Genomic DNA, 21,961 nt, shown 5'->3' on the forward strand with positions numbered 1-21,961 from the left:
CGAATGATCAACTCCGGCTCAGACAGCAAGGGCCGAGGCGGCAGGGGTGAAAGAGCGGACCGTCAGGCGGTCGCCGCGTGCGCGTCGTCGGCGTGATCATCGGCCTCGTCGAGCACGTCGACCAGCTCCTCGAACCGGGCGACCACCTTCTTGTGGTACGTCCCGAACAGGTCCTCGAACAGCGCGAGCTGCGCATCGGATGGGCCGGAACCGGAGTCCCACACTGCGACAAGCGCACGCCAGACGAGCACATGCAGATCCGCGGCGCCCGCGAAGTACGCCTCGATCGCCTCGGGCACCTCGAGCACCATCTCACCGATGGAGTTCAAGATCGCGCGCTGCATGCTCAGCCCGAGGGCGGTCAGCAGCTTGCGGACCAGCGCGACCTCGATGGCAAGGATCTGGCGGAAGTCCGGAACCTCCAGCCGGGTAAGCGATTCCAGCTCGTCGATATCGGCCTTCAACTCGGCCGGATCGATGTCCTGTTCGCTGCCGGTGTAGGCGAGCAGCGCCTCCATCACGATCCCGCGCTGCACCTCGACGACGTCGCGGAACATGTCGATCGCGATATCGGGCATCGGGACGGAGAACCGGAATAGGTGCCGATACACGTCGATGCCGCCCGCCTCGCGGACGTCACGGATGGTGAATCCCTTGCCACGCCGCGCTTCGACGAATCCGTGCGACTCCAGCCGACCGAGGGTCAGCTGTGCGGTCGCGCGATTCATCTCGAATTCCTCGGCGACCTGACGGACCGACGGCATCAAATCCCCCGGCCGATATTCCCCCGCGGCAACCCGGCGTGCCAGCTCATCGGCAACGTCGGCGACTACCGTCTGGGATCCCATCGGATGCCACCTTTCAATTCTGTGCCAAATACGTCCCAGACAGTCTAAGCCCTGCTATGCAGGACCGCACGTGGGCAAGTCTGATCCGCGCCCAATTGTGAGGCGACTCATGGCCATCCGACGAGGCAACGTCAATAGGACCGCGAATCCGACGGTGGGCGCACACGCCCTTTCGCGACCGGTTCGAGTGGCAAACCCCCAGTTCACGAGACCTATCGGATCACTACGCCGTGGCTGCGCGAGCAGCTACTGCGGCTGACGAACCCCCGACTCTCGAACATCCTGCGGCAGACGACCATGCCCGCATATTTCACGCCGTTCGCGCGCTCGATGCTCACCCTGATCGGCGCGCTGTGTCACTGGAAACCGAGGGACCGTTGCGCCAGGAGGTCGGTCGCTGGCTGCACCCGCTCCACGAGTTGGTCAACCGGCCCGACGACGGCGCGCGCATACCAGTGGATCTAGCGGTGGCAGCGGGCCGACGCGGCAACGCGCCGGATGTCCGTCGGCTGATCGGTACTGTGCCCGGCGCACGGCCGGACCGTGATTGGGACGTATTGTCCCAGACAGTTTGCATCCCTCTGGACCGCAGTGCCGCAGACCGACCGGACGAGGAGCACCCAGGACAGAGTCGCAGACCGCACTCGGCGAGGAAGCGGCCGCGGATATCGGTGGACGTCTGCATCCGAACGCCCAGGTTGTAGGCGGTGAGCGGGACGCCGTCGGCATAGGCGTCGGCGGCCAGGCGACCGACCCAGCCCAGGCACAACCGATCGCCCGACACCGGCGACGAACGAGTCACCGACAAAGCACACACGCAGGTCACGACTCACCTCGCGATCCTCGCAACGCGCGACCGGCCACCGCGGGCTCGCTGCACCGTCACCCGGCGGGCAGCCCACAGGGGTGGCCGCACAACAACCTGAATCCGGCCTGGTTCGGCGGCGGCGCACCAGACCGGGCGAAGTTCGGACGCCGGATGCGGCGGTGGACCTGAAGACCGGCGCCAGGGGAGCGGCAGTCACTGCGCGCGAGAGCGTACGGGCGGTGGCGCTGCTGTTCTCCCCGTGGCATTGTCGACGGCGATATCGCGCTGGATGAGTTCGAACCGCACTTCGCGGTCAATGTCGATGTGCCACTGCGGTTGTCGGCGCGGCTGGCGCAGCGGGCCTAGATGCAGGCCGGGGACGAGAACCGCGCGCGCAACCGCAATATCGTCAATGTCTCCAGCATCGCCGGGTCGCAGGTGTACCCGGGCGGGCAGGCGCTCTATGCGTCGTCCAAGGCCGCGCTCAATCATCTGACCCGCCACCTCGCCGCCGAGTTCGGCGAGTTCGGGGTCCGCGCAAATGCCATCGCGCCCACCAGCTTTCCCACGAACGTCCCTACCGAACAGGTCGTGCGCTTGATCGTCGAGCTCGATACCGGTGGCATGACCAGTGGTGTGTTCAGCGTCGGCGTACCGCCGGAGAACTCGACCGGTGGCAGACACTCCCGAGATGGGGAGGACCAACGGCCGAGCTGAGGCCGAAACGCTAGTCGGCTGAAATCGGTGCGACGCCGGTGATTTCCTCCGACATCGTCCACAGCCGTTGCGCGAGTCCGGGATCGACCGCCTGCTTATTGCTCGGCGCCTCCAGCTTGAACCGATGGAAGTACATGCCGTTGATGGACCCCGCGTCCTGGGTTGTCGCCAACCGCACCAACGGATCTGCACCCTGTTCGGGCCGGAGTAAGAACGGCCGCGACAGCGGGGAACGGATCAGTCGGCCGAGGCCGAGCGGGGCGTTGTCGTACACGTGGGTGGCGACGGCACCGGGATGGAAGGCGGCGGTGACCAGGCCGGTGCCCTCGGTACGGCGGGCGAGCTCGCTGGTGAACACGATGTTCGCCAGCTTCGAGGTGGCGTAGGCGCCCATCTGGTTGAACGAGCCCGTCGACGCGTTCACGGTATCGAGGTTCAGCCGGGCCATCCGGTAGGTCATGCTCGAGGTGTTGATGACCCTGGCCTTCGACTGCACCAGCCGATCCAGCAGCAGCACGGTCAGCAGGAACCCGGCCAGGTGGTTGACCTGGAAGGTGAGCTCGTTGCCGTCGTCGGTCACGATGCGCTTGGCCCACGCGCCGCCCGCGTTGTTGGCGAGCACATCGATCCGCGGGTAGCGATCCAGCAGTTGGTCGGCCAGCTTGCGTACCTCGTCGAAGCGGGCGAAGTCCGCGAGAAACGACTCAGCGCCGATCTTGTCCGCCACCTCGGCGGTGCGCTCCGGCGAGCGGCCGACCACCGCGACCGTGGCGCCGCGCGCCGCGAGCTTGGCCGCCGCCTCGGCGCCGAGGCCGGAGCTTGCCCCGGTCACAATCACGGTCTTGCCTGATAGGTCCTGGTCCTGGTCCTGCACTGCCATGACAGCCTTCCGAACGTCGCGTACGGCGCTCGGACGACCGTCCGGCACCGCCTAACCGACCTGATCGTCTTCGTGTCGAGCGGATTCGGCAAGCCCCGACGCGCCCGAGTAGTGCTCGGCGATCTCGTCGCTGGTGGTCAGCCACACCCCGGGGTGGTTCACCACGTACTCGAGCGCCTGATCGAGATACTTGCTCGGAACGCCTGCCCGATGACGAAGGGATGCAATGCCAACGCCATCACGCGCCCGCTGTCGGCCGAGTCCGCGTACAGCTGATCGGTCTGATCCCGAACGATCTGCACGAAATCCGGCCCGCTCAGGCTCTTGCTGACAAACAGGCCGATGTCGTTGAGCTCCACCGAGTACGGGACGCTCGACATCCCCGGCACGTTCAGCCGATACGGCTGGTCGTCGTTGGTCCAGTCCAGCACGTACCGTAATCTCGGGTAACGCCTGCCTCGATGAGCTGCGGATTGTGTTCGGCGACATCGGAATTGAGCAGCACACTGGCGCGGATGCCGTGCCGGTCGAGGGTCGAGCACCCGCCAGAAGCCGACCCGCGGGCCGTAGTCGCGCCAGCCGTAGTTCAGCGGATCCGGGGACAGCTCGGCGGTTCCGGCGAAGATACTGGTCGAGGGCCGGTCGACCTGGTAGTGCTCGACATTGAGCCCGACATAGAAGGCGACCCGGGCGCCACCAGGCCATTGAATCGGTGCGCGATCGACGATCGGGGTGTAGTCGAAGAGTTCGTTGTCCATAGGCCATGCTCGAACCTCACATCGATGTCAGGTCAAAGTGAGCTCGAGCACACCGCTGGCCATGTACTCGACCGGCGGCCCGCGGCAATACTGTCGGTGGGCCCCGGCAGCCGACGAAAGGCACACAGCGGCAGGGCAGCTTGCGGCGTGTTGGTGTGTATCGTGCGCGTCGGCCTCCTGCATACTCACGAAGAGTGGGCGAGGGTGGCCAATGTAGCTCCAACTCGACCGAAAGTGCCGAAACGACATGCGAGTCGACGGGCGGGACATCCCGGTAACGGGCAGCCTGCTACAACCGCTGATCCGGCGGACAAATGACATCATCCGTGTCGTACTCGCGGCGGCGTGGGTCGGCATTGTCGTCGCGGCCTCGGTGATCACCCGGCCCGAGTGGCTGCAGTTGGAACGTTCGGTGTCGAACATCGTCGGGTTCCTCAATCCCGGCCAATCGAATCTGGTGTACCTGGTCTACGGCATGGCGATCCTGGCGCTGCCGTTCGCGATCCTCATCGAATTGATCATCGGCAGGCAGTGGAAACTGCTGGCCGGCTGTGCCGCGGCGGGTCTGGTCGCCGGACTGCTGCTATCGATCACCGGGACGGGGCTGTCGGCGCCGAAATGGCATCTGCAGGTTCCTGACCGGCTCGATACCTTCCTGTCCCAGTTCCTGGACGATCCGCGCTGGATCGCCATGCTGGCCGCGGTGCTCACCGTGTCCAGTCCCTGGCTGCCGGTCCGGCCGCGGCGCTGGTTGTGGTTCCTGCTGTTGGCCTTCGCGCCGATCCATCTGGTGGTCAGCGCGGTCGTGCCCGCGAGGGCGATGTTCGGGCTTGCCGTCGGTTGGCTGGTCGGCGCGGTGATCGTGCTCGTGGTCGGCACACCGGCACTCGAGGTTCCGCTCGATGCCGCGGTGCGGGTGTTGGCCAAGCGTGGGCACATGGTCACCGCGTTCACCGTGGTGCATCCGGCCGGGCGTGGTCCGCTGGTGCTCGCCGCCGCCGTCGTCGACGGACCCGAGCGCGAACTGCTCGTCGAAATGTACGGCAAGAACCAGCGCAGCTTCGGGGCGCTGCGCGAGCTGTGGCGGTGGTTCACCTTTCGCGCCAGTGAAACCGCGGCGCTACACGGATCCATGCACCGCGCCGTCGAGCATCGCGCGCTGATGGCGATCGCGACCGGCGACCTCGGGTTGGCCGCCGTCACTCCGGTGGCCGTGGCGGCACTCGACCGTGGCTGGATGCTGTACGCGCACACGGTTCCTCGGGGCACGCCGATGGACGAGCTCTCCGGCGACGTGCTCACCGGAGTCTGGCAGTCACTCGACCGGCTGCATCGCGGCCAGATCTCGCACGGCGACCTGCGGCCATCCGAGATCCGAATCGACAACGACACAACGTTGTTCGGTGGCTTCACCAGCGCCGAGTTCGGCGCCTCCAAGAGGCAGCGGCAATCCGATGTCGCGCAACTGCTGGTGTCGACGACGGCGATATTCGGCAAGGAACCCGCGGTACGGGCCGCCATCGACACCCTCGGCGAGCAGGAGGTGCTCACCGCGGCGAGCCGACTGACCAAGTCCGCCACGCCATCCGGGATCAAGAAGTCGATCCCGGATTGGGCGCATGCGGTGTCCTCGGCACGCGAGGAGGTGCGCAAGCAGACCGGGCAGGACAAGATCGAGGCCGAGCAGATCACCCGGTTCAGTCGCAACCAGATCATCCAACTGGTGCTGCTGATCGGGCTCGTGTACGTCGCCTACCCGTTCATCAGTGCCGTGCCAGCGTTCTTCACGCAGCTGACGAAGGCCAACTGGTGGTGGGCGCTGGCCGGTTTGATCGCCTCCACGCTGACGTATGTCGGTGCGGCCGCGGCTCTGTGGGCCTGCGCCTCCCGATTGGTGAGCTTCCGCAACCTGGTGATCATGCAGGTGGCCAACACCTTTGCCGCGACAACCACCCCCGCCGGCGTCGGTGGTCTCGCGTTGAGTGTGCGGTTCTTGCAGAAGGGCGGACTCGGCGCAGTGCGCGCCACCGCCGCGGTGGCCCTGCAGCAGGCGGTGCAGGTGATCACCCACGTCGGGCTGCTGATCCTGTTCAGCATCGTGGCGGGCACCTCGGCGGATCTGTCGCATTTCGTGCCCGACGCCACTGTGCTGTATCTGCTGGCCGGTGTCGGCGTCGGCATCATCGGCGCCTTCATGTTCGTGCCGAAACTGCGGCTCTGGCTGAACAATTCGATCCGACCGCAGTTGCAGGAAGTGCTGGGCGAGCTCGCCGATCTCGCCCACGATCCGAAGCGTTTCTCAGTGATCATCCTCGGCTGCGCGGCGATCACGCTCGGCATGGCGCTCGCGCTGTGGGCCAGTGTCGAGGCGTTCGGTGGCGGCACCACGTTCGTCACCGTCACCATCGTCACGATGATCGGCGGCACCCTGGCCGCCGCGGCGCCGACACCCGGCGGCGTCGGCGCCGTGGAGGCCGCACTGATCGGTGGTCTCGCGGCCTTCGGGCTGCCCGCGACCATCGCCGTTCCCTCGGTGCTGCTCTACCGTGTGCTCACCTGCTGGCTGCCGGTGTTCTGTGGGTGGCCGACGATGCGCTGGCTGACCGCGAAGAACATGATCTAATCCGGGTTATCCGTCCTTGGTCGCGAAGAGTGCGCCCGTGACAGGTTTGACGGCGGTGAACTCCACCGTTCGGAAACCGGCTTCGCGCAGGGTTTCTCGATAACGGCGAATATCGATGGCCGCCAATGGATCCGCGTGGCGTCCGATCGCGGCGTCATCGTGGGTGCGATGCGCGGCATAGCGGGACATGCCTCGGATCACGGCGGGCAGCACCCGACCGGTCGGATGCGTATCGGCCAGTAGGAGTCGCCCGCCGGGCCGCAGCACCCGGAACATGTGCCCGATCGCGGCGGCGCGCTGCACCTCCGGGATGTGATGCATGACAAAGGTGCAGGTCACCAGGTCGACCGAGGCGTCGGGGAGTGGCAGTGACTGGGCCGGGCCGACTTCGAATCGGCAGTTCGACAGTGCGCGAGAATGTTCGGTCGCGTACGCGACCATATTCGGCGACGGGTCGATGCCGGTCACGCGTCCGCCCGGCCCAACGTGCCCGGCCAGTGCGCAGGCCAGATCGCCCGGTCCGCTGCCGAGGTCGAGCACGTGATCGCCGGGGGCGGCACCGCTGAGCGCGATCAGTTGGGCGTTCAACGACCGCGCCCGGCCGAGCATGAAGGCAGTCTTGAAGACGCGATACCGGCGCGGCCGGGTGAGCAGGATACCGATGACGGCGGTGTCGGTGTCGTCGTTGGAATGGTGGATGGCAGACTGATGTCCATTTCGGGTCATGTGTTCATGATCTGTAGGAACAGCCTGATCGACCAGAAACAAAGTGACGCAATCCGTCCCGTTCGGGACGGATTGCCGGATTCTGTTCGGGAGGACCATGCGTCAGGGAGGCCCTCGTGTTCGGAAAGAAGCTATGACCGACAGCGACCGCGATCGCCGGGTCCGGCGGACCAAGAGTCTGCTGCACCGCGCGTTGATCGAGCTGATGCTCGAACACCGCTATGAGCGAATCACCGTGCGGGACATCCTGGCCCGCGCGGATGTCGGCCGTTCCACCTTCTATGCACACTTTCGCGACAAGGACGACCTACTGCTGGTCAGCAGCACCGAGTACCTGCGTGAAGTGGTTGGCGCGGTCCGCACCGGAGCCGATTCCGCGCCGCTGGCCCCGGTGTTCACGCTGTTGCGCCTGGCCGGCGAGAACCCCGAGGTGTACCGGGCACTACTCGGGCGCAAGAGCAGTGCGGTGCTGCTGCACGCGACCCGCAGTATGGTCGCCGGGATCCTCACCGAACAGCTACGCGCTCGACTCGATATGGACGATGAAGAGTTCGCCGACACCCTAACCTTCCTGTCCTGGGGCGTCGTCGGCTTGCTCGGCGCGATCGCCGACGGTGACCCGCCGCTGCCCGCCACGGAGGCGTACGCGCGCCTGGAACGTCTGATCGGACCCGGCCTGGCGGGCCGCATTCGCAGCGAGTGACGCGGCGGCCGACCGCGAAAACGAACGCCGAGACATCAGTTTCCGTACTGCGCCGTCTCCGGGCGTTCGATCAACAGCGTGTGCGCTACCCCGTCGGCGACGGGGCGGTGCCGAACGCCCTTGGGCACCACGAACATTTCACCGGCGTGCAGGGTGACGGAGTCCTGTCCCGCCAATTCGATCCGGAACGAACCGTCCCAGCACAGGAACAGTTCGTCCTCGTCGTGGTGGTGCCAGGGGAACTCGCCCGCCAACTGGGCCACGCGGACCACGGTGTCGTTGACGGTAGCCAGTTCGCGCTGCTGAAAAGGCCCGGGCAGGCTCGCGATGGCGTCGTTGATCGACACGGACTCGGTGCTGCTTGCTGTTGTCATGGGAATCATCGTCGAGCCGCAGGTGCCGCCGATCCAGCGCCAATCGGGCAGAATTGGTTTGCCTATGGATCCAATAATGGTGATTGAACGACTCGGCCGCTGGTCGACTGGCCGCGGTCCGCTGTACGCGCTGCTGGCCGCACGGCTGCGCCGACTGATCGATGATGGCGAGCTGCCACCCGGCACGCCGCTGCCGCCGGACCGCACGCTGGCCGCGACATTGGCGGTGGGGCGCAGCACCGTGGTCGCCGCCTACGACCTGCTGCACGCCGAGGGACGGATCGTCCGGCGCCAGGGCAGCGGCACCCGTGTAGCCGGGACTCCGCCGTCCGATACTCCGGCCACCACCAGCGAACCGATGTTCCTGGATCTGCTGGAACCGCGATCCGATGTCATTCCCCTCGCCTGCGCCGCACCGAATACCCCGCCGCCGGAGCTGACGGAGGCGTACGCCGCGATCCTGCCCGCCCTGGCCTCGACCACCGACGACATCGGCTACTACCCGTCCGGCCATCCCGTCCTCCGTCGGTCCGTCGCCGAGTACTACGAGAATCGCGGGGTGCCGACCGAACCCGCACAGATCCTCGTCACCACCGGCGGCCAGCAGGCGCTGTCGTTGCTCGCTCGCGCCTTTCTCCGGCCCGGCGATCGCGTGCTGGTCGAGGCGCCCACCTACCCCGGCGCGCTGGAGGCATTTCGGGAGGAAGCGGCGGTCATCCATGGCCTGCCGCCCGGACTGGACGGCTTCGCGGACGGCGCACGCGCCCATCGCCCGGCCCTCGGCTACGCGATCCCCACCTTTCAGAACCCGACCGGCTCGGTGCTGTCCGGGTTCGCTCGGCGCCGGCTCGCGGAAACCGCTGCCGCCGAAGGCATTCCGCTCATCGATGACGAGGTTCTCGCCCAACTGGGCTTTCCCGGTTACCCGACACCGCCGCCGCTGGCCGCCTACGCGGACACCGTGATCACCGTCGGCTCGCTGAGCAAGTCCGTCTGGGGTGGGCTGCGCGTCGGCTGGGTCCGTGCGCCCGTCCCCGTGATCGACCGACTGTCGCGGCTGCGCGCGGTGCACGATCTCGGCGGCAACCTGCCCGCACAGCTGGCAGCCGCCGAACTGCTGCCGCGCCTCGACGGCCTGCTACGCCGAACGGCTCCCGAGCGACGGTCCCGCCACGACCATCTGCGTGCCGAACTGGCCCGCGGGCTGCCCGAGTGGGAAGTACCGCCGGTCGACGGTGGGCAGACCCTCTGGGTCTGCCTGCCACACGGCGACGGCACCTCGTTCGCGCAAGCCGCACTGCGCCACCGTGTTTCAATCCTGCCGGGCAGCGGACTGGATCCGACCGGCGGCAGCGCCGACTATGTCCGAATCCATTTCCTGCATCCGCCGGACATCCTCACCAGCGCGGTCGATCGCCTCGCCGCGGCCTGGCGCACCTACCGCCCGCCACCACGACCTGCCATCGCACCACCGCCGTTCGCGATGTAGTGCGGCCGGGTCGTACGTTCGTTGGCGCACGCGGATGGCATCAACGCCTCACTCGAGGGCCCATCAGGTCCAGTGCCTGGGGCGTGGTGAGGCTACCCGCCGTGGTCAATTCGAGGTTCGCCAGCGACGCCGCTCCGGCCTCGGCGGTGGTCGCGGCGACGCAGTCCGCCATCGGATACACGGTGAAGCCGAGATCGGTGGCGTGGCGGGCGGTCTGCTCCACCGTGATATTGGTGGCGACGCCGGTGATGAACAAGGTGTCGATGTCTCGATCAGAAAGCCAATCGGCCAGCTTGCTGCCCGCGAGCCCGGAGAGCTTCTGGTTGTCGAACACCACGGTCGGTTGCTCGATCATCTCCGGAATGAGCTGTGCGCCAGAGGAATCCGGTCGAAAATCGGTTTGCGCCGCACCGACCGAGCGCATGAATCCGGTGTTGCGGACCAGTTCGCCCTCGCCGATCGGAATGGTGAAACGGGTGAAGACCACCGGCACGCCGCGCTCGGCTGCCGCCCGATGGAAGTATGTCGCACGCGGCACGACACCGCTGGCCGCGACCGGACCGGCCAGCATCGGTCCGAAAAACCCTTCGGGCCGAACCACATTCACCTGCCAGTGCAATGCGAGAACGGCGGCGCTGATGCTTCTGATCGCCATGGGGTAATCCTTACGCATCCGCGCCGCCGTCATATTCGATTCACGTGAAACTGATCATGGCGTTATCAGGACGAATAGTCCTTGCGCAGTTGTACTTTCACAACCTTGCCGCTCGCATTGCGGGGCAGCTCGGCCACCAGGACCAGGTCCTTGGGGTGCTTGTAGCGTGCCAGGTTCTCATTGAGGAAGGGCTCCAGCTCGGCCAGCGTGAGCTCGGCGTCCGCGTCGACCAGCGCGACGATCGCGACCGGGACCTCGCCCCACCTCTCGTGTGCCCGCCCGACAACCGCGGCCTCGCGGATCTTCGGGTGCGCGAAGAGCACGTTCTCCACCTCCGCGCAGTAGATGTTCTCGCCGCCAGAGATGATCATGTCCTTCTTGCGGTCCACGACGTAGAGGAAGCCCTCTTCGTCGGCGCGGACCAAGTCACCCGAGTGGAACCAGCCGCCGGCGAAGGCGTCGGCCGTCGCCTCCGGCTTGTTCCAGTAGCCCTGCATGAGAGTCGGTCCGCGGTAGACGATTTCGCCGATCTCGCCGGGTGCGACATCATTCATCTCGTCGTCGACGATGCGGGCCTGGATGGTGGGTATGGGCTTGCCGACCGAGCCGAGCTTGCGGATCGCGTCCTTGCCCTCCAACACGCAGGTGATGGGCGACATCTCGGTCTGTCCGAACACCGCGACGTTGGCGGCGTTCGGGAAGCACTCGGCCATCGCCTTCAGCACCGAATCGGAGGCCGGGGCCGCGCCCCAGCTGAGCATGGTGAGCGTGAGCTTGCGGTCCTTGACCGTCGGCTCCTCGCAGATCATCTGCCATTGCGCGGGCACACAGAACGCGGTGGTGGCCTGCTCGCGCTCGATCCCGTCGAGGAAATCGGTCGCGTCGAACGCGCCGAGCGGATGCAGGACGACTTTGCCGCCGAGCATGAAATATGGTGCGAGACTGCCGATTCCAGCGATGTGGAATAGTGGCGAGGTACAGAAGACGACCGAATCGGGGCCGATGTCCAAGGCCCGGATGCAGGTCAGCGACTGGGCATTCATGTTCGTGTGCGAAAGCACCGCACCCTTGGGGCTGCCGGTGGTGCCCGAGGTGTACATGATCAGCGCCGGGGTGTCCTCGGGGATGTCCAGCGGAGTGTGCGGTTCGCCGGCCTCGGCCAGCACCTCGTCGTAGCCGAACATGCCGTCCGCGGTTTTGCCTCCGATCGCGATGCAGGTCTCCAACGTTGGCGCCTGTCCCCGCACCGCGGCGGCCAGCGGCTGCAGCATGGTGTCGGTGACGATCGCCTTGGCGCCGCTGTCGCTGACGATGTAGGCGACCTCGGGCGGGGTGAGGCGGAAGTTCACCGGCACCGCGATGGCGCCGAGGGCATTGATACCGAGGACCGCCTCGAGGTATTCGGGGTAGTTCAACGCGAGGATGAGCACGCGGTCACCGAAGCCGACGCCGCGGCGGGCAAGCGCGTCGGCGAACTTCAGCGAGCGGTCGTTGAACTGCTGCCAGGTGGTGTCCACGCCGCGGAACCGGATGGCGACCGCGTCCGGGCGCATCTGCGCGTGCGCCGCGATCTGGTTGTTCCAGTGGTTGCGCCGCGACCTGATCGGCTCGTCGAGCGGCAGTACACCAGTAGTCATGCCACGAATTCCTCTCGGACCGTAAGGTGGCCGCCGGGACGTCCGACAGCGTTGACGGGCTGAACTGAGACCAGAATAGCAATTAACTTCTTCACCGATCAAGATACCAAGATTATGAATCATCGTTAATTACCTCATTGCTGAGCCTGACGCCAGCAAACGTCATCCAGCTGCATCTTTCCCGGATAACTCCGCGCCGAAGGCGGGACGCAGATCGCGATAACCGGCAGTCTAGATGCGAATTTCGGCTCACTTATGAGTTGAATGCAAGACGATTCTCGTGTCACCGGTCACAGGTGAGGACGACATTCCCGGCCTGGTCCTGATCCCCGCCACGGCCCGCGAACTGAAAATCCCGATGATCACCTCCGGCGGCATCGCCGACGCCCGCGGCCTGGTCGCCGCGCTGGCCCTCGGCGCCGACTGCGTCAATATGGGCACCCGCTTCCTGTGCACCCAGGAATCTTCGATCGCACAAAAGGTCAAGGAGCAGATCGTCGCCAACTCCGAGCGCGACACCCAGCTCATCTTCCGCACCATGCACAACATTGCCCACGTAGCCGACAACGAGATCAGCCGCAAGGTCGTCGAAGCCGAGGAACTCATCACCGCCCGCCTAGCGGAAACCGTCTTGGTCGGCTGACACCACCATGTCGAGCCAAGAGCCCTGGGCCTACGCCTGAGACTCTTTCTCATTCCCACCACCACACTGGTTATCCCTCGGGAATGGGCGATAAGCGTCAACCTGAGCTGCCTGCGGAAATGGCAAACGGGATCAGGACGTGGGGCTGGTGTGACTACTTAGCGGCCAGCGCGGCGACGGCCGCGTAATCGTGGGCCGCGACGATGTCGATGCCGTCGGGCAGCGCGTGCAGTCGGTGAATGGTGGCGAACGCGGCATCGCGGTCGGCGTCGAACAATTGGCCGGGCATCGGCGCCTTTTCCCGGATCAACTCGACCTGCAGTTTGTTCCACACCGCGTCACCGGCCAGCAGCACCCGGGTGCCGTCGTCCACGGCAAGCAGCACCCCGATGCTGCCCGGTGTGTGTCCGGCCAGATCCACCAGCAGCACCGAGCCGTCGCCGAACAGGTCCAAGCTGCGCGGGAAGGTCAGCACGGGCGGGCCGTTGAGCTCGAAGGTGTCGAAGGTGCGGCCACGCAGCGGGCCACGGGCCACACCGACCGGCGCATGTTCGCCGCGCAGGGCCCAATCACGCTCGATGGACGGGAGCCGGATCGCGACGGAATCGGGCAGCTCCAGCAGGCCCGACACGTGGTCCCAGTGCAGGTGGGTCGGTATCACGAAGTCGATGGCGGACCCGGTGATATCGCGGGCCGCGAGGGCGTCGGACAGGCCGAGGACCGGTTTGTCCGGTGCCACCAGCAGCGGGATCGGGAACGGCAGCTCGGGCAGCACCCGATCGTGCACGCCCGAACACAACGCGGGATCCACCAGGAACCGGGCCTTCGGGTGCTCGATCAGGTAGGCCGACATCGTCATCGGCAGTTCGCGCAGGCTGCGCACGCCCTCCGCGACGATCGTCGTCGGCGCCGACATCTTGCCCTGCATCAGCACGGTGAGTCCGACCGTCACCGTGGCCTGCGGCAGCGGAGCCGGGTTCAGGCCCGCGAGGAGTGCGGCGTCGGGGCGACGTGGCCGCAGCAGCCGTCCCGGCGTCGCCGCCAGTGCGGCGCAACAGCGCAACACGGTGGGCAGGGTCGGTGTCCGCTCGCTGCTGTCGGGCATCGTGCCACGGTAAGCGATCACGGTGGTCCGCGAAAGGGCCGGGGTGCCAGGGGCGATCACGAGCGACTTCCGACCTTGCCCGTGGCGATTTCTGCGGCATAATTCCATGGGGTACCGGCTGCGGCGGGGTAGCAGCCTCCGGGCGATGGCGGGGGAGGACGGATGGCGCTGAGTCGGCGTACCGAACTCACCACAGTGGCCGTCACCGCGGTCGCGGACCTGCTCGGAGTCGACACCGCCGCCGTATCCACCAGCGCGCCGTTCTACGATCTCGGTCTGAGCTCGATCCAACTCGCCCGCCTCACCGCGCATCTGGAGGATGCCATGGGAGTCGAGATTTCCCTCACCGCGCTCTACGATCACCCGGATATCGAACAGCTGGTCGAGTACCTCACGATGCGATGAGCACCGCCGACCTCGCACCCGTCCGGCCGTATCCGCCGGTATCCATCGTCGGTGTCGGCTGCCGGGTACCAGGAGCTTCGGGGATCACCGAATTCTGGCGGATGCTGCTGGAAGGTCGGGACGCCACCGGGCAACCACCGCCCGGACGGCTCGGTTCGCGGCACGGCGGATACCTGGACGATGTCGAATCGTTCGACAACGATTGGTTCGCCATGTCCGGCCGAGAGGCCGCGATGATGGATCCGCAGCAGCGGCTGGCCCTGGAGGTCACGGTCGAGGCCATCGATGATGCCGGAATCGGATATCGCACACGGGGTTCCGGGGCCGCGGTGATCTTCGGCGCGTGCGGCTACGATCACGGCATCAGCGTGCTCGGCCACGGCGGACACGATGCGCCGTATGCAGTCACCGGCTCCGCGCTCAGCATCATCGCCAACCGGCTTTCCTACGTGCTCGACCTGCACGGACCGAGCTTGGTGGTGGACAGCGCCTGCTCGTCCTCGCTGGCCGCGGTCGATCTCGCGCTGCGCCTGCTCGCAGACGACGCGGTGCCCTTCGCCATCGTGGGCGGGGTCAATCTCACGCTGCTGCCGCACACCTCGGACTATATGGCGCAGAGCGGGTTCCTCACACCCGACGGCCGCTGCAAGCCGTTCGATGCCGCTGCCGACGGCTACACCCGCGGCGACGGCTGCGCGGTGGTGATCCTGCAACGCACCGCCGACGCGCTGCGTGACGGCAACCGGGTGTACGCGGAAATCGTCGGCTCGGCGGTCGGCTCGGATGGGCGCTCCAACGGCCTGTACGCACCGAACGGCCGCGCCCAGCAGGACACCCTGCGCACCGCGTGGGCCAAGGCCCGACTCGATCCGCACACCAGCGGCTACGTCGAATGCCACGGCACCGGAACACCTTTGGGCGACGCGGTGGAGGTCGGCGCACTGGCCGCGGTGCTGACCGGCGGCGACCCGACCTGGATCGGCTCGATCAAATCCAATATCGGCCACCTGGAGGCCGCGGCCGGCGTCACCGGCCTGATCAAGACGGCACTGTCCATCCGGGACGGCGTGATCGCGCCGACCATCAACTTCCGCGCCGAAAACCCGTTGCTGAAACTCGCCGACCGCGGCCTTCGGGTACCGACCGAACCGATCGACTGGACCGCGACCCCGGTGGTCGACCGGCGAGCGGGCGTGAGCTCCTTCGGGTTCGGTGGCACCAACGCCCATGTCGTGCTGCGCGGCATCTCCGCTCCGCTGGATAACCGTGGCGATGAACCGCCGGTGCTGATTCCGGTGAGTGGACGCGATGTCGCGGACGTCCACGCGCGAGCACGGTATTGGGCGGACCTGCTCGATCCCGCGGTCGACGCGACGCCCGGCTCGGACGCGACACCCGACTCCACTGGCGCGAGCGGCCCGGTTGGCGCGGACACCCATTGCAACGTAAGCGCCGACCTCGACACCCGCTCCGCGTCGACCGACGCCGACGGGACAACCCATGCCGCGACCGAACCGAACGACACCGCGATTGCGGTCGCAGACCGTGACAACGCACGGTCGGTTCGGCAATTCGGTTCGGCTGCCGCACGTTTGATTCCGGAGGGCACCCGTGCGGCGGTAATCGCACACGACGCGGGCGAGGCCGCGGGTCGGTTGCGCGCGCTCGCGCAGGGGGAACGCGGTGTCGGGGTGATCGCTCCAAGTTCGCTGCGGCGGCGAGGTGGATTGCTCTTCCTCTTCTCCGGCCAGGGCGGCCAACATCCGAAGATGGGGCGGGCGTTGGCGGCTCGCTATCCGGTGTTCGCTCGGGCGGTAACCGAGACGGCGGATGCGATTGTCGCGGCAGGCGGACCGCGGGTCTGGACTCCACGCAAGGGATTCGCACTCACCGCGCCCGGTGCCGGCAATGGAAATCGCAGGGACGCTACCGAACTCGTGCAACCGGCGATCTTCACCTTCCAGGTGGCGTTGGCAGAACTGCTGGCCTCCTGGGGAATCAGGGCGGACGCGGTGGTGGGCCACAGCCTCGGTGAGGTGGCCGGGGCCGCGGTGAGTGGCGCGTTGTCGCTTGCTGGCGCGGCGCGAGTCGTCGTGCAGCGCAGCAGAATTCTGGCGCTGCTCGATGGACACGGCACGATGGCCGTGATAGAGGCGGCGCCGGACGAGGCGGCGAATCTGGTCGAGCCCCTGCGCGCGATGGTGGGTATCGCGGCGATCAACGGCCCGCGCTCGGTGGTGGTTTCCGGTGCGCCGCGCTATGTCGATACGGTCATCCGTCGGGCCAAGCGTCGCCGACTGTTCGCGCAGCGAATTGCCGTCGACTTCGCCGCGCACAGCCCGCAGGTGGCGGCGGTGCTGCCCGAATTCCTCGACGCACTCGACGATCTCGATCCACTGATACCGGACACCCCGGTCTATTCCACAGCGCATCCTGGCAAAACGATCACCACGGCGACCATGGACGCCAGCTACTGGGCCGACAATGCCTCCGGCACAGTCGAACTCGCCGCAGCGCTGGAACGCGCGGCCGCCGACGGTCTCTCCACCGTCTTGGAGATAGCACCGCATCCGTTGCTAATCCAAGCGGTGCGGGAGTACGCCGACTTCCGAGACGCGGCCCACCCGGTAACCACCCGCGACGACGAGGCCGGAGCCTTCCTCGCCTGCCTCGGCCGCCTTTACACCGAGGGGCGATCCGTCGATTGGTCCGCTCATGGCCCATTCATCGCACCACCGCCGCCCCGGCGCTGGACCAAGCGCCGATTCCCACTGATCAGCGCGCTCGATCCCGGCGCACCCGCCACATCGAACGCACAAAGTGCCTCCATCGAGGACAGCACGTCCATCGGAGTAGGCATCCGCTCAGCGCCCGGTCGGGTCAGCGCGCCCGCGGGCTCGAGTGGCGACGGCGGCTCGCATGTTGCCGAATCCGCTTTCCCCGCTGACGATCTCGCGGAACACGTCGTGCAGGGTGTGCCGACTGTCCCTGCCGTGTTCTGGCTGCGTCGGTTGCTCGACCTGGCGCACATGTTGCCAGCAGGGGCGTCGGCGACCATGGTTGCCGACTTCGTCGTGCACGAACAGACCGATCTCACCGCACTGCACGCGGTCAGCTATCGGGGGGACGCGGGATCCGGAAGTGTACGGGCGGAGGTCACGGGTACCGGGACGCTGGCTTCGGCTCGGCGCGCCGGTGACCCCACACCCACGGATATTGTCGCATGGCTGCGGGTGGTCGACGCAAATCGAGCTACCCGCCACCGCATGCGCGCGATCGCTCCCGATGCGTTCTATGCGGACTTGCGTGGGCGACAGCTCACCTACGGGCCACGCTTCCGTACCCTGCGCAGCATCGAAGCCGGGCACGAGTGCGCCTTGGGTACTTTCGATTTCGCACCACTGCACCGATCGGCAACGCTCGACGGTTGCCTGCATCTACTCGCCGCGGCGAGCTACGACGACCTGTCGTCCAACTCGGTGCCGCTACCGATCGGCATCGAATCCGCCTGGCTGTCCACGGAACCGGACCGGGTGGTGCTCGAGGTGCACGCCTTCGTGCGCCGACGCACGGACACCGGCTGCACCGGCGACATCATCGGCACCGACCAGCACGGCGTCCCGGTACTGGCTCTTTCGGGTGTTCAGATCCGATTCGCGGAGTTGGGTACGCTCCCGTCGTCGAGAGACGAATCCCACTCTCCTATGAGTCATTTCCGCCGAGAGGTATGGCAGCCGATCCGGCTCGGGCCAGTTGCCGATACGTCGAGAGATATCGCGCACTTGGTTGCACAGGCGTCGGCAGACCGCACGATTTTCAACGCAAATTCAGCTGCGAGCAGGAATGGCAGCAAGTCCGCAGCTGGTGGTAGCGCGGACACCGAGCGGCGTGACCCCGGTGCTCCCACCGGCACCGCGATCAAGAGCCCGTCCGCGGGCGCCACTGGCCCCAATACCGATGCCGTGCCGAGCAGCTTCGACGTCTCGGGCGGCGTTGTCGGTCGCGCCGATTCGGCGACGGACCTCGCGGCGCGTGGATCCGCCCCTGCGAAACGTGCACTCGTGATCGGCGAATCGGCGCTCGCCATCCGGCTGACCAGGGAGCTCGACCGCGCCCTGCCGACCGAACGGGTCGCCCGTGAACCCGATGCGGCGGGCCCGATCGTCTCCGCTGTGCTCGCCGGGCGCACCGCGACGTCTCCTACGGCGGTGGTGCTGGTGTGGCCGACCGAAATCGCCACGTTGATGGCAGGCGGTTTCAGCCCGACCGGTGCGGGGGCAGGCACGGTGCCCACCACCGGTCGACTCCTCGACCTGATCCAGCGCATCCAATCCGACGAAGCCACCGCATCATTGACCGTCGTGCTCCCCGACCATGGCCTGCCCGCGGTCACGACGGCGCCGATCGCGGACTGCTACACGGCATCTGAGCATGGTGGTGCCGCGGTCACATCATCAGTGATCGACCCCCATGGCGATAGCTCGATACCCATGGCGATCGCCGGCTTGGTGCGCTCCCTACAGCTCGAATCAGGTCGCGACGTCCGATTGGTGTGGACCGACCCGGCCGCGGCGAGCATTGCGGTACTGCGCGGGCTCATCGTGGAGTCAGCCGCCGGGCAGGCGACCAATGCACTAGAGGAGCTTCGAATTACATTGGGCACCACTGCCATTCGACGATTCGCCCCCGCGTATCCCCGATCCGCAGCAGCTGGACCTATAGACGCCAACGGCACCTATGTCGTCACCGGTGGACTCGGCGCACTCGGCGCTGTCGCCGTGCGTTGGCTGCTCGATGCGGGCGCCCACGATGTGGTGGTGCTGACTCGGTCGCCCCGGCCGGTGCCCGCGTTACTCGATGGCCGGGAGGACCGGATCGTGGTGGTCCGCTGCGACGCCGCCGACCGCAACGATCTGTCGAACGCGCTCAACGATATTCGCGAATGCGGGTCCACCATTCGTGGCATCGTGCACGCCGCGGGCACACTGGAAGACGCCGCATTCGATGCCGTCACCAGTCGGCAGCTGGCGCGGATGTTCGCGGCGAAATACCGTGCCGCAGTCAATTTGATCGAACTCACCGCCGCCGATCCAGCGGATTTCGTGCTGCTGTTCTCCTCGGCCACCGGCGCTCTCGGCGCGCCGGGTCAGGCCGCCTATGCCAGCGCTAACGCCGCGATGGACGCACTCGCCCTCGCGCAGCCAGGTCGGCGAATAGTCAGCATCGGCTGGGGAGTCTGGGAATCCGGCCTCGCCGAAGTCGCAGGCGGCGCCGCACACCTGCGGCGCGCCGGAATCTCCGCCTTCTCCACCGCCCGCGGCGCCGAACTGCTGGCACAGGCGCTGCGCTATGACGGCCCCTATCTTCTGGCGCTCGACTACACCCCGGCCGCCGCTACCTCTCCTGTCGCCGCGCGGCTCCGTAATCTCCTCGCGCACAATGATGTACCGACCGATGGCCGTGCCGCGGCACCGTCCAGCAGCGCTGATCAGGGCACGACAACTTCGAGCCCGACGGCAATCGACGGGGTCAGCGAGACCGAACCACTCACCGCGACCATCCGCACGGTTCTCGCCGCCACTCTCGACCTGGCGCCCGAACACCTCGATCCAACAGCCGATTTCAACGAACTGGGCCTCAGCTCGTTGCTCGGCATAGAGATGCGCCGCAACCTCGAAGCCCGGCTCGATATCCGGCTATCTACCGCCGAGCTCTTCCGACATCCCACCATCACCGCGCTCGGCGCAGCGCTTGCCGAACGGGTCGCGGCGGCGAACTCCGGTGAGACTCCGTGATACCGCCGAAGACCACACTGCCGCGCAACGTGCTAGCCGCCCGGGTCGATGAATGGGCCAGGATCAAGCCCGATGCTGACGCGTACACCGAATTGCGGTATCGCGCCGGCGAATGTGTGCCGGTCACGATGAGCTATGCCCAACTGCACAGAGCCGCAGGCACGCTCGCGCAGCAGCTCAGAGCGGCCACCGACCCGGGTGACCGGGTCGCGATTCTGTGCGGCCACGGCATCGACTATGTGGTGGCCTTCCTCGCCTGCCTCTACAGCAATCGCGTTGCCGTCCCGCTTTTTCCGGCGACGGGCACGCGCAATCGAGCCCGGCTCGACAGCGTACTGGACGACGCCCTGCCCTCGCTCGGCCTCATTTCGGCGGCGGACCACACCACCGCCGAACTGTTCGGCTCGGCGCTCGGCCGCGTGCTCGAGCTCCCGCCGGATGTCGCCGGCCGGCCGTCGGCCGTCGCGGAACCGGTAATCGACACCCTCCGAACAGACCTCGCCTATCTGCAGTACACCTCGGGATCCACCAAGGCGCCCAAGGGAGTCGAGGTCACGCACGCGAATCTCGCCGCAGCACTGGATCAATTGTGGACCGCGGTGCCCTCGGTACGGAACAAGTCGATCGTCACGTGGCTGCCCTTCTTCCACGATATGGGCCTCGTGCTCGCCCTCTCGCTGCCGCTGTACTCGGGAGTGCACGGCGTGACGCTAGCCCCGGCGGAGTTCGTGAAACGACCCATTCGCTGGCTGCGCGCCTGCAGCGACTATCGGGCCGGCACCACCGGCGGCCCCAATTTCGGTCTGGCCCTGGCAGTCTCGGGGACAACATCCGAGGAGCGGACCGGACTGGACCTGTCGAATCTCGACGCGATACTCAACGGCGCCGAACCGATCCGCGCCGAGGCGCTGGCGGAGTTCACCGAAACCTTTGCCGCCCAAGGCTTCCGCCACCACGCCCATGTACCGGGATACGGGCTGGCCGAGGCGACCTTATCGGTGACCATCTGCGCCCCCGAAAACGAACCCGTCGCCCGGCGCTTCGATCGTGGAGTTTTGGCGCAGGGCCGTGCGATCGTGGCATCGGAAGGGGTCCACCTCGTCGGCTGCGGTGCACCCGCCCTGCAGCAGGTCGCCCTGGTCGATCCGGTTGAGCGGATCGAGGTCGCGGCGGCAACGGTGGGCGAAATCTGGGTTGCGGGACGCAATGTCGGTGCGGGCTACTACGAGAATCCGGTCACCACCTCGGCGAGCTTCGGCGCCACCCTGCCCGGCAGCTCGGAATCCTGGTTGCGCACCGGAGATCTCGGCTTCTGGTACGAGGGACAGCTCTACATCGCGGGCCGACTCGACGACCTCATCGTCATCGACGGCCGCAATCACTACCCGGCCGATATCGAGACGACGGTGACGACCTGCGCACCCGAGATACGCACCGGACACGTCACCGCCTTCGGCCACGATGACGGCAGCCGCGAGGACCTCGTGGTGGTCGCCGAACTGGTAACCACGGACACCAACGCGGCCGAGGAACTGGCCGCGCTCGCCCGCCGAATCCGCACCGCCATCGCCACCACGCACGAAGTGATGCCGGGCGCGGTGGTTCTGGTCGAACCGGGCCGCATCCCCAAGACCTCCAGCGGCAAGCTGCGCCGCGGCGAATGCCGGGCCATGTACGGCGCGGGTCGCCTACCTCATCTGGCCGCGGTCGGCCTGCGGTTGCCGTATGGGAGATACGGCTCGGGGCCCGAAACACCACGTGAATCCCCCTGATCGGGTACCCCGGCGGCGATGAT

14 protein-coding genes and 2 pseudogenes are annotated in these 21,961 nt (G+C 66.9%); 8 read left to right on the forward strand and 8 right to left on the reverse strand.

Annotated elements, in window-relative coordinates; all coding sequences use genetic code 11:
- Positions 1 to 62 precede the first annotated feature (62 nt).
- Complete coding sequence (locus ACV7NQ_RS15780; RefSeq protein WP_463360354.1) at positions 63 to 848, reverse strand: GntR family transcriptional regulator; 786 nt, start codon at positions 846 to 848, stop codon at positions 63 to 65.
- A gap of 1,174 nt (positions 849 to 2,022) precedes the next feature.
- Here ACV7NQ_RS15780 and ACV7NQ_RS15785 point away from each other — a divergent pair.
- Positions 2,023 to 2,373 (forward strand): SDR family oxidoreductase, encoded by a 351-nt coding sequence (locus tag ACV7NQ_RS15785; protein WP_463360355.1) that lies wholly within the window; start codon positions 2,023 to 2,025, stop codon positions 2,371 to 2,373.
- Positions 2,374 to 2,383: 10 nt separating this feature from the next.
- On the opposite strand, the gene ACV7NQ_RS15790 is transcribed toward ACV7NQ_RS15785, so the two are convergent.
- Both ACV7NQ_RS15790 and ACV7NQ_RS15795 read right to left on the reverse strand, forming a co-directional pair.
- Entirely contained in the window at positions 2,384 to 3,253 is an 870-nt protein-coding gene (locus ACV7NQ_RS15790; protein WP_463360356.1) for an SDR family NAD(P)-dependent oxidoreductase, read from the reverse strand.
- Positions 3,254 to 3,304: 51 nt separating this feature from the next.
- Positions 3,305 to 4,011: pseudogene (locus tag ACV7NQ_RS15795) on the reverse strand (polysaccharide deacetylase family protein).
- Positions 4,012 to 4,258: 247 nt separating this feature from the next.
- Here ACV7NQ_RS15795 and ACV7NQ_RS15800 point away from each other — a divergent pair.
- Positions 4,259 to 6,634: a flippase-like domain-containing protein gene (locus ACV7NQ_RS15800; protein WP_463360357.1), complete on the forward strand. Its 2,376-nt coding sequence runs from the start codon at positions 4,259 to 4,261 to the stop codon at positions 6,632 to 6,634.
- Between the two features lie 6 nt (positions 6,635 to 6,640).
- Here ACV7NQ_RS15800 and ACV7NQ_RS15805 read toward each other — a convergent pair whose 3' ends face one another.
- Complete coding sequence (locus ACV7NQ_RS15805; protein WP_463360358.1) at positions 6,641 to 7,360, reverse strand: class I SAM-dependent methyltransferase; 720 nt, start codon at positions 7,358 to 7,360, stop codon at positions 6,641 to 6,643.
- 133 nt (positions 7,361 to 7,493) lie between these two features.
- Here ACV7NQ_RS15805 and ACV7NQ_RS15810 point away from each other — a divergent pair, with 133 nt between their 5' ends.
- Positions 7,494 to 8,063: a TetR/AcrR family transcriptional regulator gene (locus tag ACV7NQ_RS15810; protein WP_463360359.1), complete on the forward strand. Its 570-nt coding sequence runs from the start codon at positions 7,494 to 7,496 to the stop codon at positions 8,061 to 8,063.
- 35 nt (positions 8,064 to 8,098) lie between these two features.
- On the opposite strand, the gene ACV7NQ_RS15815 is transcribed toward ACV7NQ_RS15810, so the two are convergent.
- Positions 8,099 to 8,437, reverse strand: coding sequence for a cupin domain-containing protein (locus tag ACV7NQ_RS15815; protein WP_463360360.1), 339 nt, complete (start codon positions 8,435 to 8,437; stop codon positions 8,099 to 8,101).
- 76 nt (positions 8,438 to 8,513) lie between these two features.
- Here ACV7NQ_RS15815 and ACV7NQ_RS15820 point away from each other — a divergent pair, with 76 nt between their 5' ends.
- Positions 8,514 to 9,926, forward strand: a complete 1,413-nt coding sequence (locus tag ACV7NQ_RS15820; RefSeq protein ID WP_463360361.1) for an aminotransferase-like domain-containing protein — start codon at positions 8,514 to 8,516, stop codon at positions 9,924 to 9,926.
- Between the two features lie 40 nt (positions 9,927 to 9,966).
- Here ACV7NQ_RS15820 and ACV7NQ_RS15825 read toward each other — a convergent pair whose 3' ends face one another.
- Together ACV7NQ_RS15825 and fadD5 are read right to left on the reverse strand one after the other, a co-directional pair.
- On the reverse strand, positions 9,967 to 10,581 hold the full coding sequence (locus tag ACV7NQ_RS15825) for a cysteine hydrolase family protein (RefSeq protein ID WP_463360362.1): 615 nt from the start codon (positions 10,579 to 10,581) through the stop codon (positions 9,967 to 9,969).
- Between the two features lie 65 nt (positions 10,582 to 10,646).
- Positions 10,647 to 12,218 (reverse strand): fatty-acid--CoA ligase FadD5, encoded by a 1,572-nt coding sequence (fadD5, locus tag ACV7NQ_RS15830; protein ID WP_463360363.1) that lies wholly within the window; start codon positions 12,216 to 12,218, stop codon positions 10,647 to 10,649.
- A 295-nt stretch (positions 12,219 to 12,513) separates the two neighbouring features.
- On the opposite strand from fadD5, the pseudogene ACV7NQ_RS15835 reads away from it, so the two are divergent.
- A pseudogene (locus tag ACV7NQ_RS15835) lies at positions 12,514 to 12,816 on the forward strand (NAD(P)H-dependent flavin oxidoreductase); the annotation flags it as partial.
- A 199-nt stretch (positions 12,817 to 13,015) separates the two neighbouring features.
- On the opposite strand, the gene ACV7NQ_RS15840 reads toward ACV7NQ_RS15835, so the two are convergent.
- Entirely contained in the window at positions 13,016 to 13,966 is a 951-nt protein-coding gene (locus ACV7NQ_RS15840) for an MBL fold metallo-hydrolase (protein WP_463360364.1), read from the reverse strand.
- A 162-nt stretch (positions 13,967 to 14,128) separates the two neighbouring features.
- On the opposite strand from ACV7NQ_RS15840, the gene ACV7NQ_RS15845 reads away from it, so the two are divergent.
- The 3 genes from ACV7NQ_RS15845 to ACV7NQ_RS15855 are packed head-to-tail and all read left to right on the forward strand — an operon-like array spanning position 14,129 to position 21,938.
- Positions 14,129 to 14,371 carry an acyl carrier protein gene (locus ACV7NQ_RS15845; protein ID WP_463360365.1) on the forward strand — a complete coding sequence of 81 codons (243 nt, stop codon included), beginning with the start codon at positions 14,129 to 14,131 and terminating at the stop codon, positions 14,369 to 14,371.
- Positions 14,368 to 20,166, forward strand: a complete 5,799-nt coding sequence (locus ACV7NQ_RS15850; protein WP_463360366.1) for an SDR family NAD(P)-dependent oxidoreductase — start codon at positions 14,368 to 14,370, stop codon at positions 20,164 to 20,166. The genes ACV7NQ_RS15845 and ACV7NQ_RS15850 overlap by 4 nt, the downstream gene beginning before the upstream one ends.
- A complete protein-coding gene (locus ACV7NQ_RS15855) occupies positions 20,163 to 21,938 on the forward strand; it encodes a fatty acyl-AMP ligase (RefSeq protein ID WP_463360367.1) in 1,776 nt (591 codons plus the stop codon). Before ACV7NQ_RS15850 ends, ACV7NQ_RS15855 begins: the two co-directional genes overlap by 4 nt.
- The last annotated feature ends 23 nt before the right edge of the window (positions 21,939 to 21,961 follow it).

Source organism: Nocardia sp. Tas62D01, from assembly GCF_055232035.1.

Bases quoted from the DNA above. Each gene is read 5' to 3' on its own strand.
- ACV7NQ_RS15780 (WP_463360354.1), bottom strand. From the start codon at position 848: ATGGGATCCCAGACGGTAGTCGCCGACGTTGCCGATGAGCTGGCACGC.
- ACV7NQ_RS15785 (WP_463360355.1), top strand. From the start codon at position 2,023: ATGCAGGCCGGGGACGAGAACCGCGCGCGCAACCGCAATATCGTCAAT.
- ACV7NQ_RS15790 (WP_463360356.1), bottom strand. From the start codon at position 3,253: ATGGCAGTGCAGGACCAGGACCAGGACCTATCAGGCAAGACCGTGATT.
- ACV7NQ_RS15800 (WP_463360357.1), top strand. From the start codon at position 4,259: ATGCGAGTCGACGGGCGGGACATCCCGGTAACGGGCAGCCTGCTACAA.
- ACV7NQ_RS15805 (WP_463360358.1), bottom strand. From the start codon at position 7,360: ATGACCCGAAATGGACATCAGTCTGCCATCCACCATTCCAACGACGAC.
- ACV7NQ_RS15810 (WP_463360359.1), top strand. From the start codon at position 7,494: ATGACCGACAGCGACCGCGATCGCCGGGTCCGGCGGACCAAGAGTCTG.
- ACV7NQ_RS15815 (WP_463360360.1), bottom strand. From the start codon at position 8,437: ATGACAACAGCAAGCAGCACCGAGTCCGTGTCGATCAACGACGCCATC.
- ACV7NQ_RS15820 (WP_463360361.1), top strand. From the start codon at position 8,514: ATGGTGATTGAACGACTCGGCCGCTGGTCGACTGGCCGCGGTCCGCTG.
- ACV7NQ_RS15825 (WP_463360362.1), bottom strand. From the start codon at position 10,581: ATGGCGATCAGAAGCATCAGCGCCGCCGTTCTCGCATTGCACTGGCAG.
- fadD5 (WP_463360363.1), bottom strand. From the start codon at position 12,218: ATGACTACTGGTGTACTGCCGCTCGACGAGCCGATCAGGTCGCGGCGC.
- ACV7NQ_RS15840 (WP_463360364.1), bottom strand. From the start codon at position 13,966: ATGCCCGACAGCAGCGAGCGGACACCGACCCTGCCCACCGTGTTGCGC.
- ACV7NQ_RS15845 (WP_463360365.1), top strand. From the start codon at position 14,129: ATGGCGCTGAGTCGGCGTACCGAACTCACCACAGTGGCCGTCACCGCG.
- ACV7NQ_RS15850 (WP_463360366.1), top strand. From the start codon at position 14,368: ATGAGCACCGCCGACCTCGCACCCGTCCGGCCGTATCCGCCGGTATCC.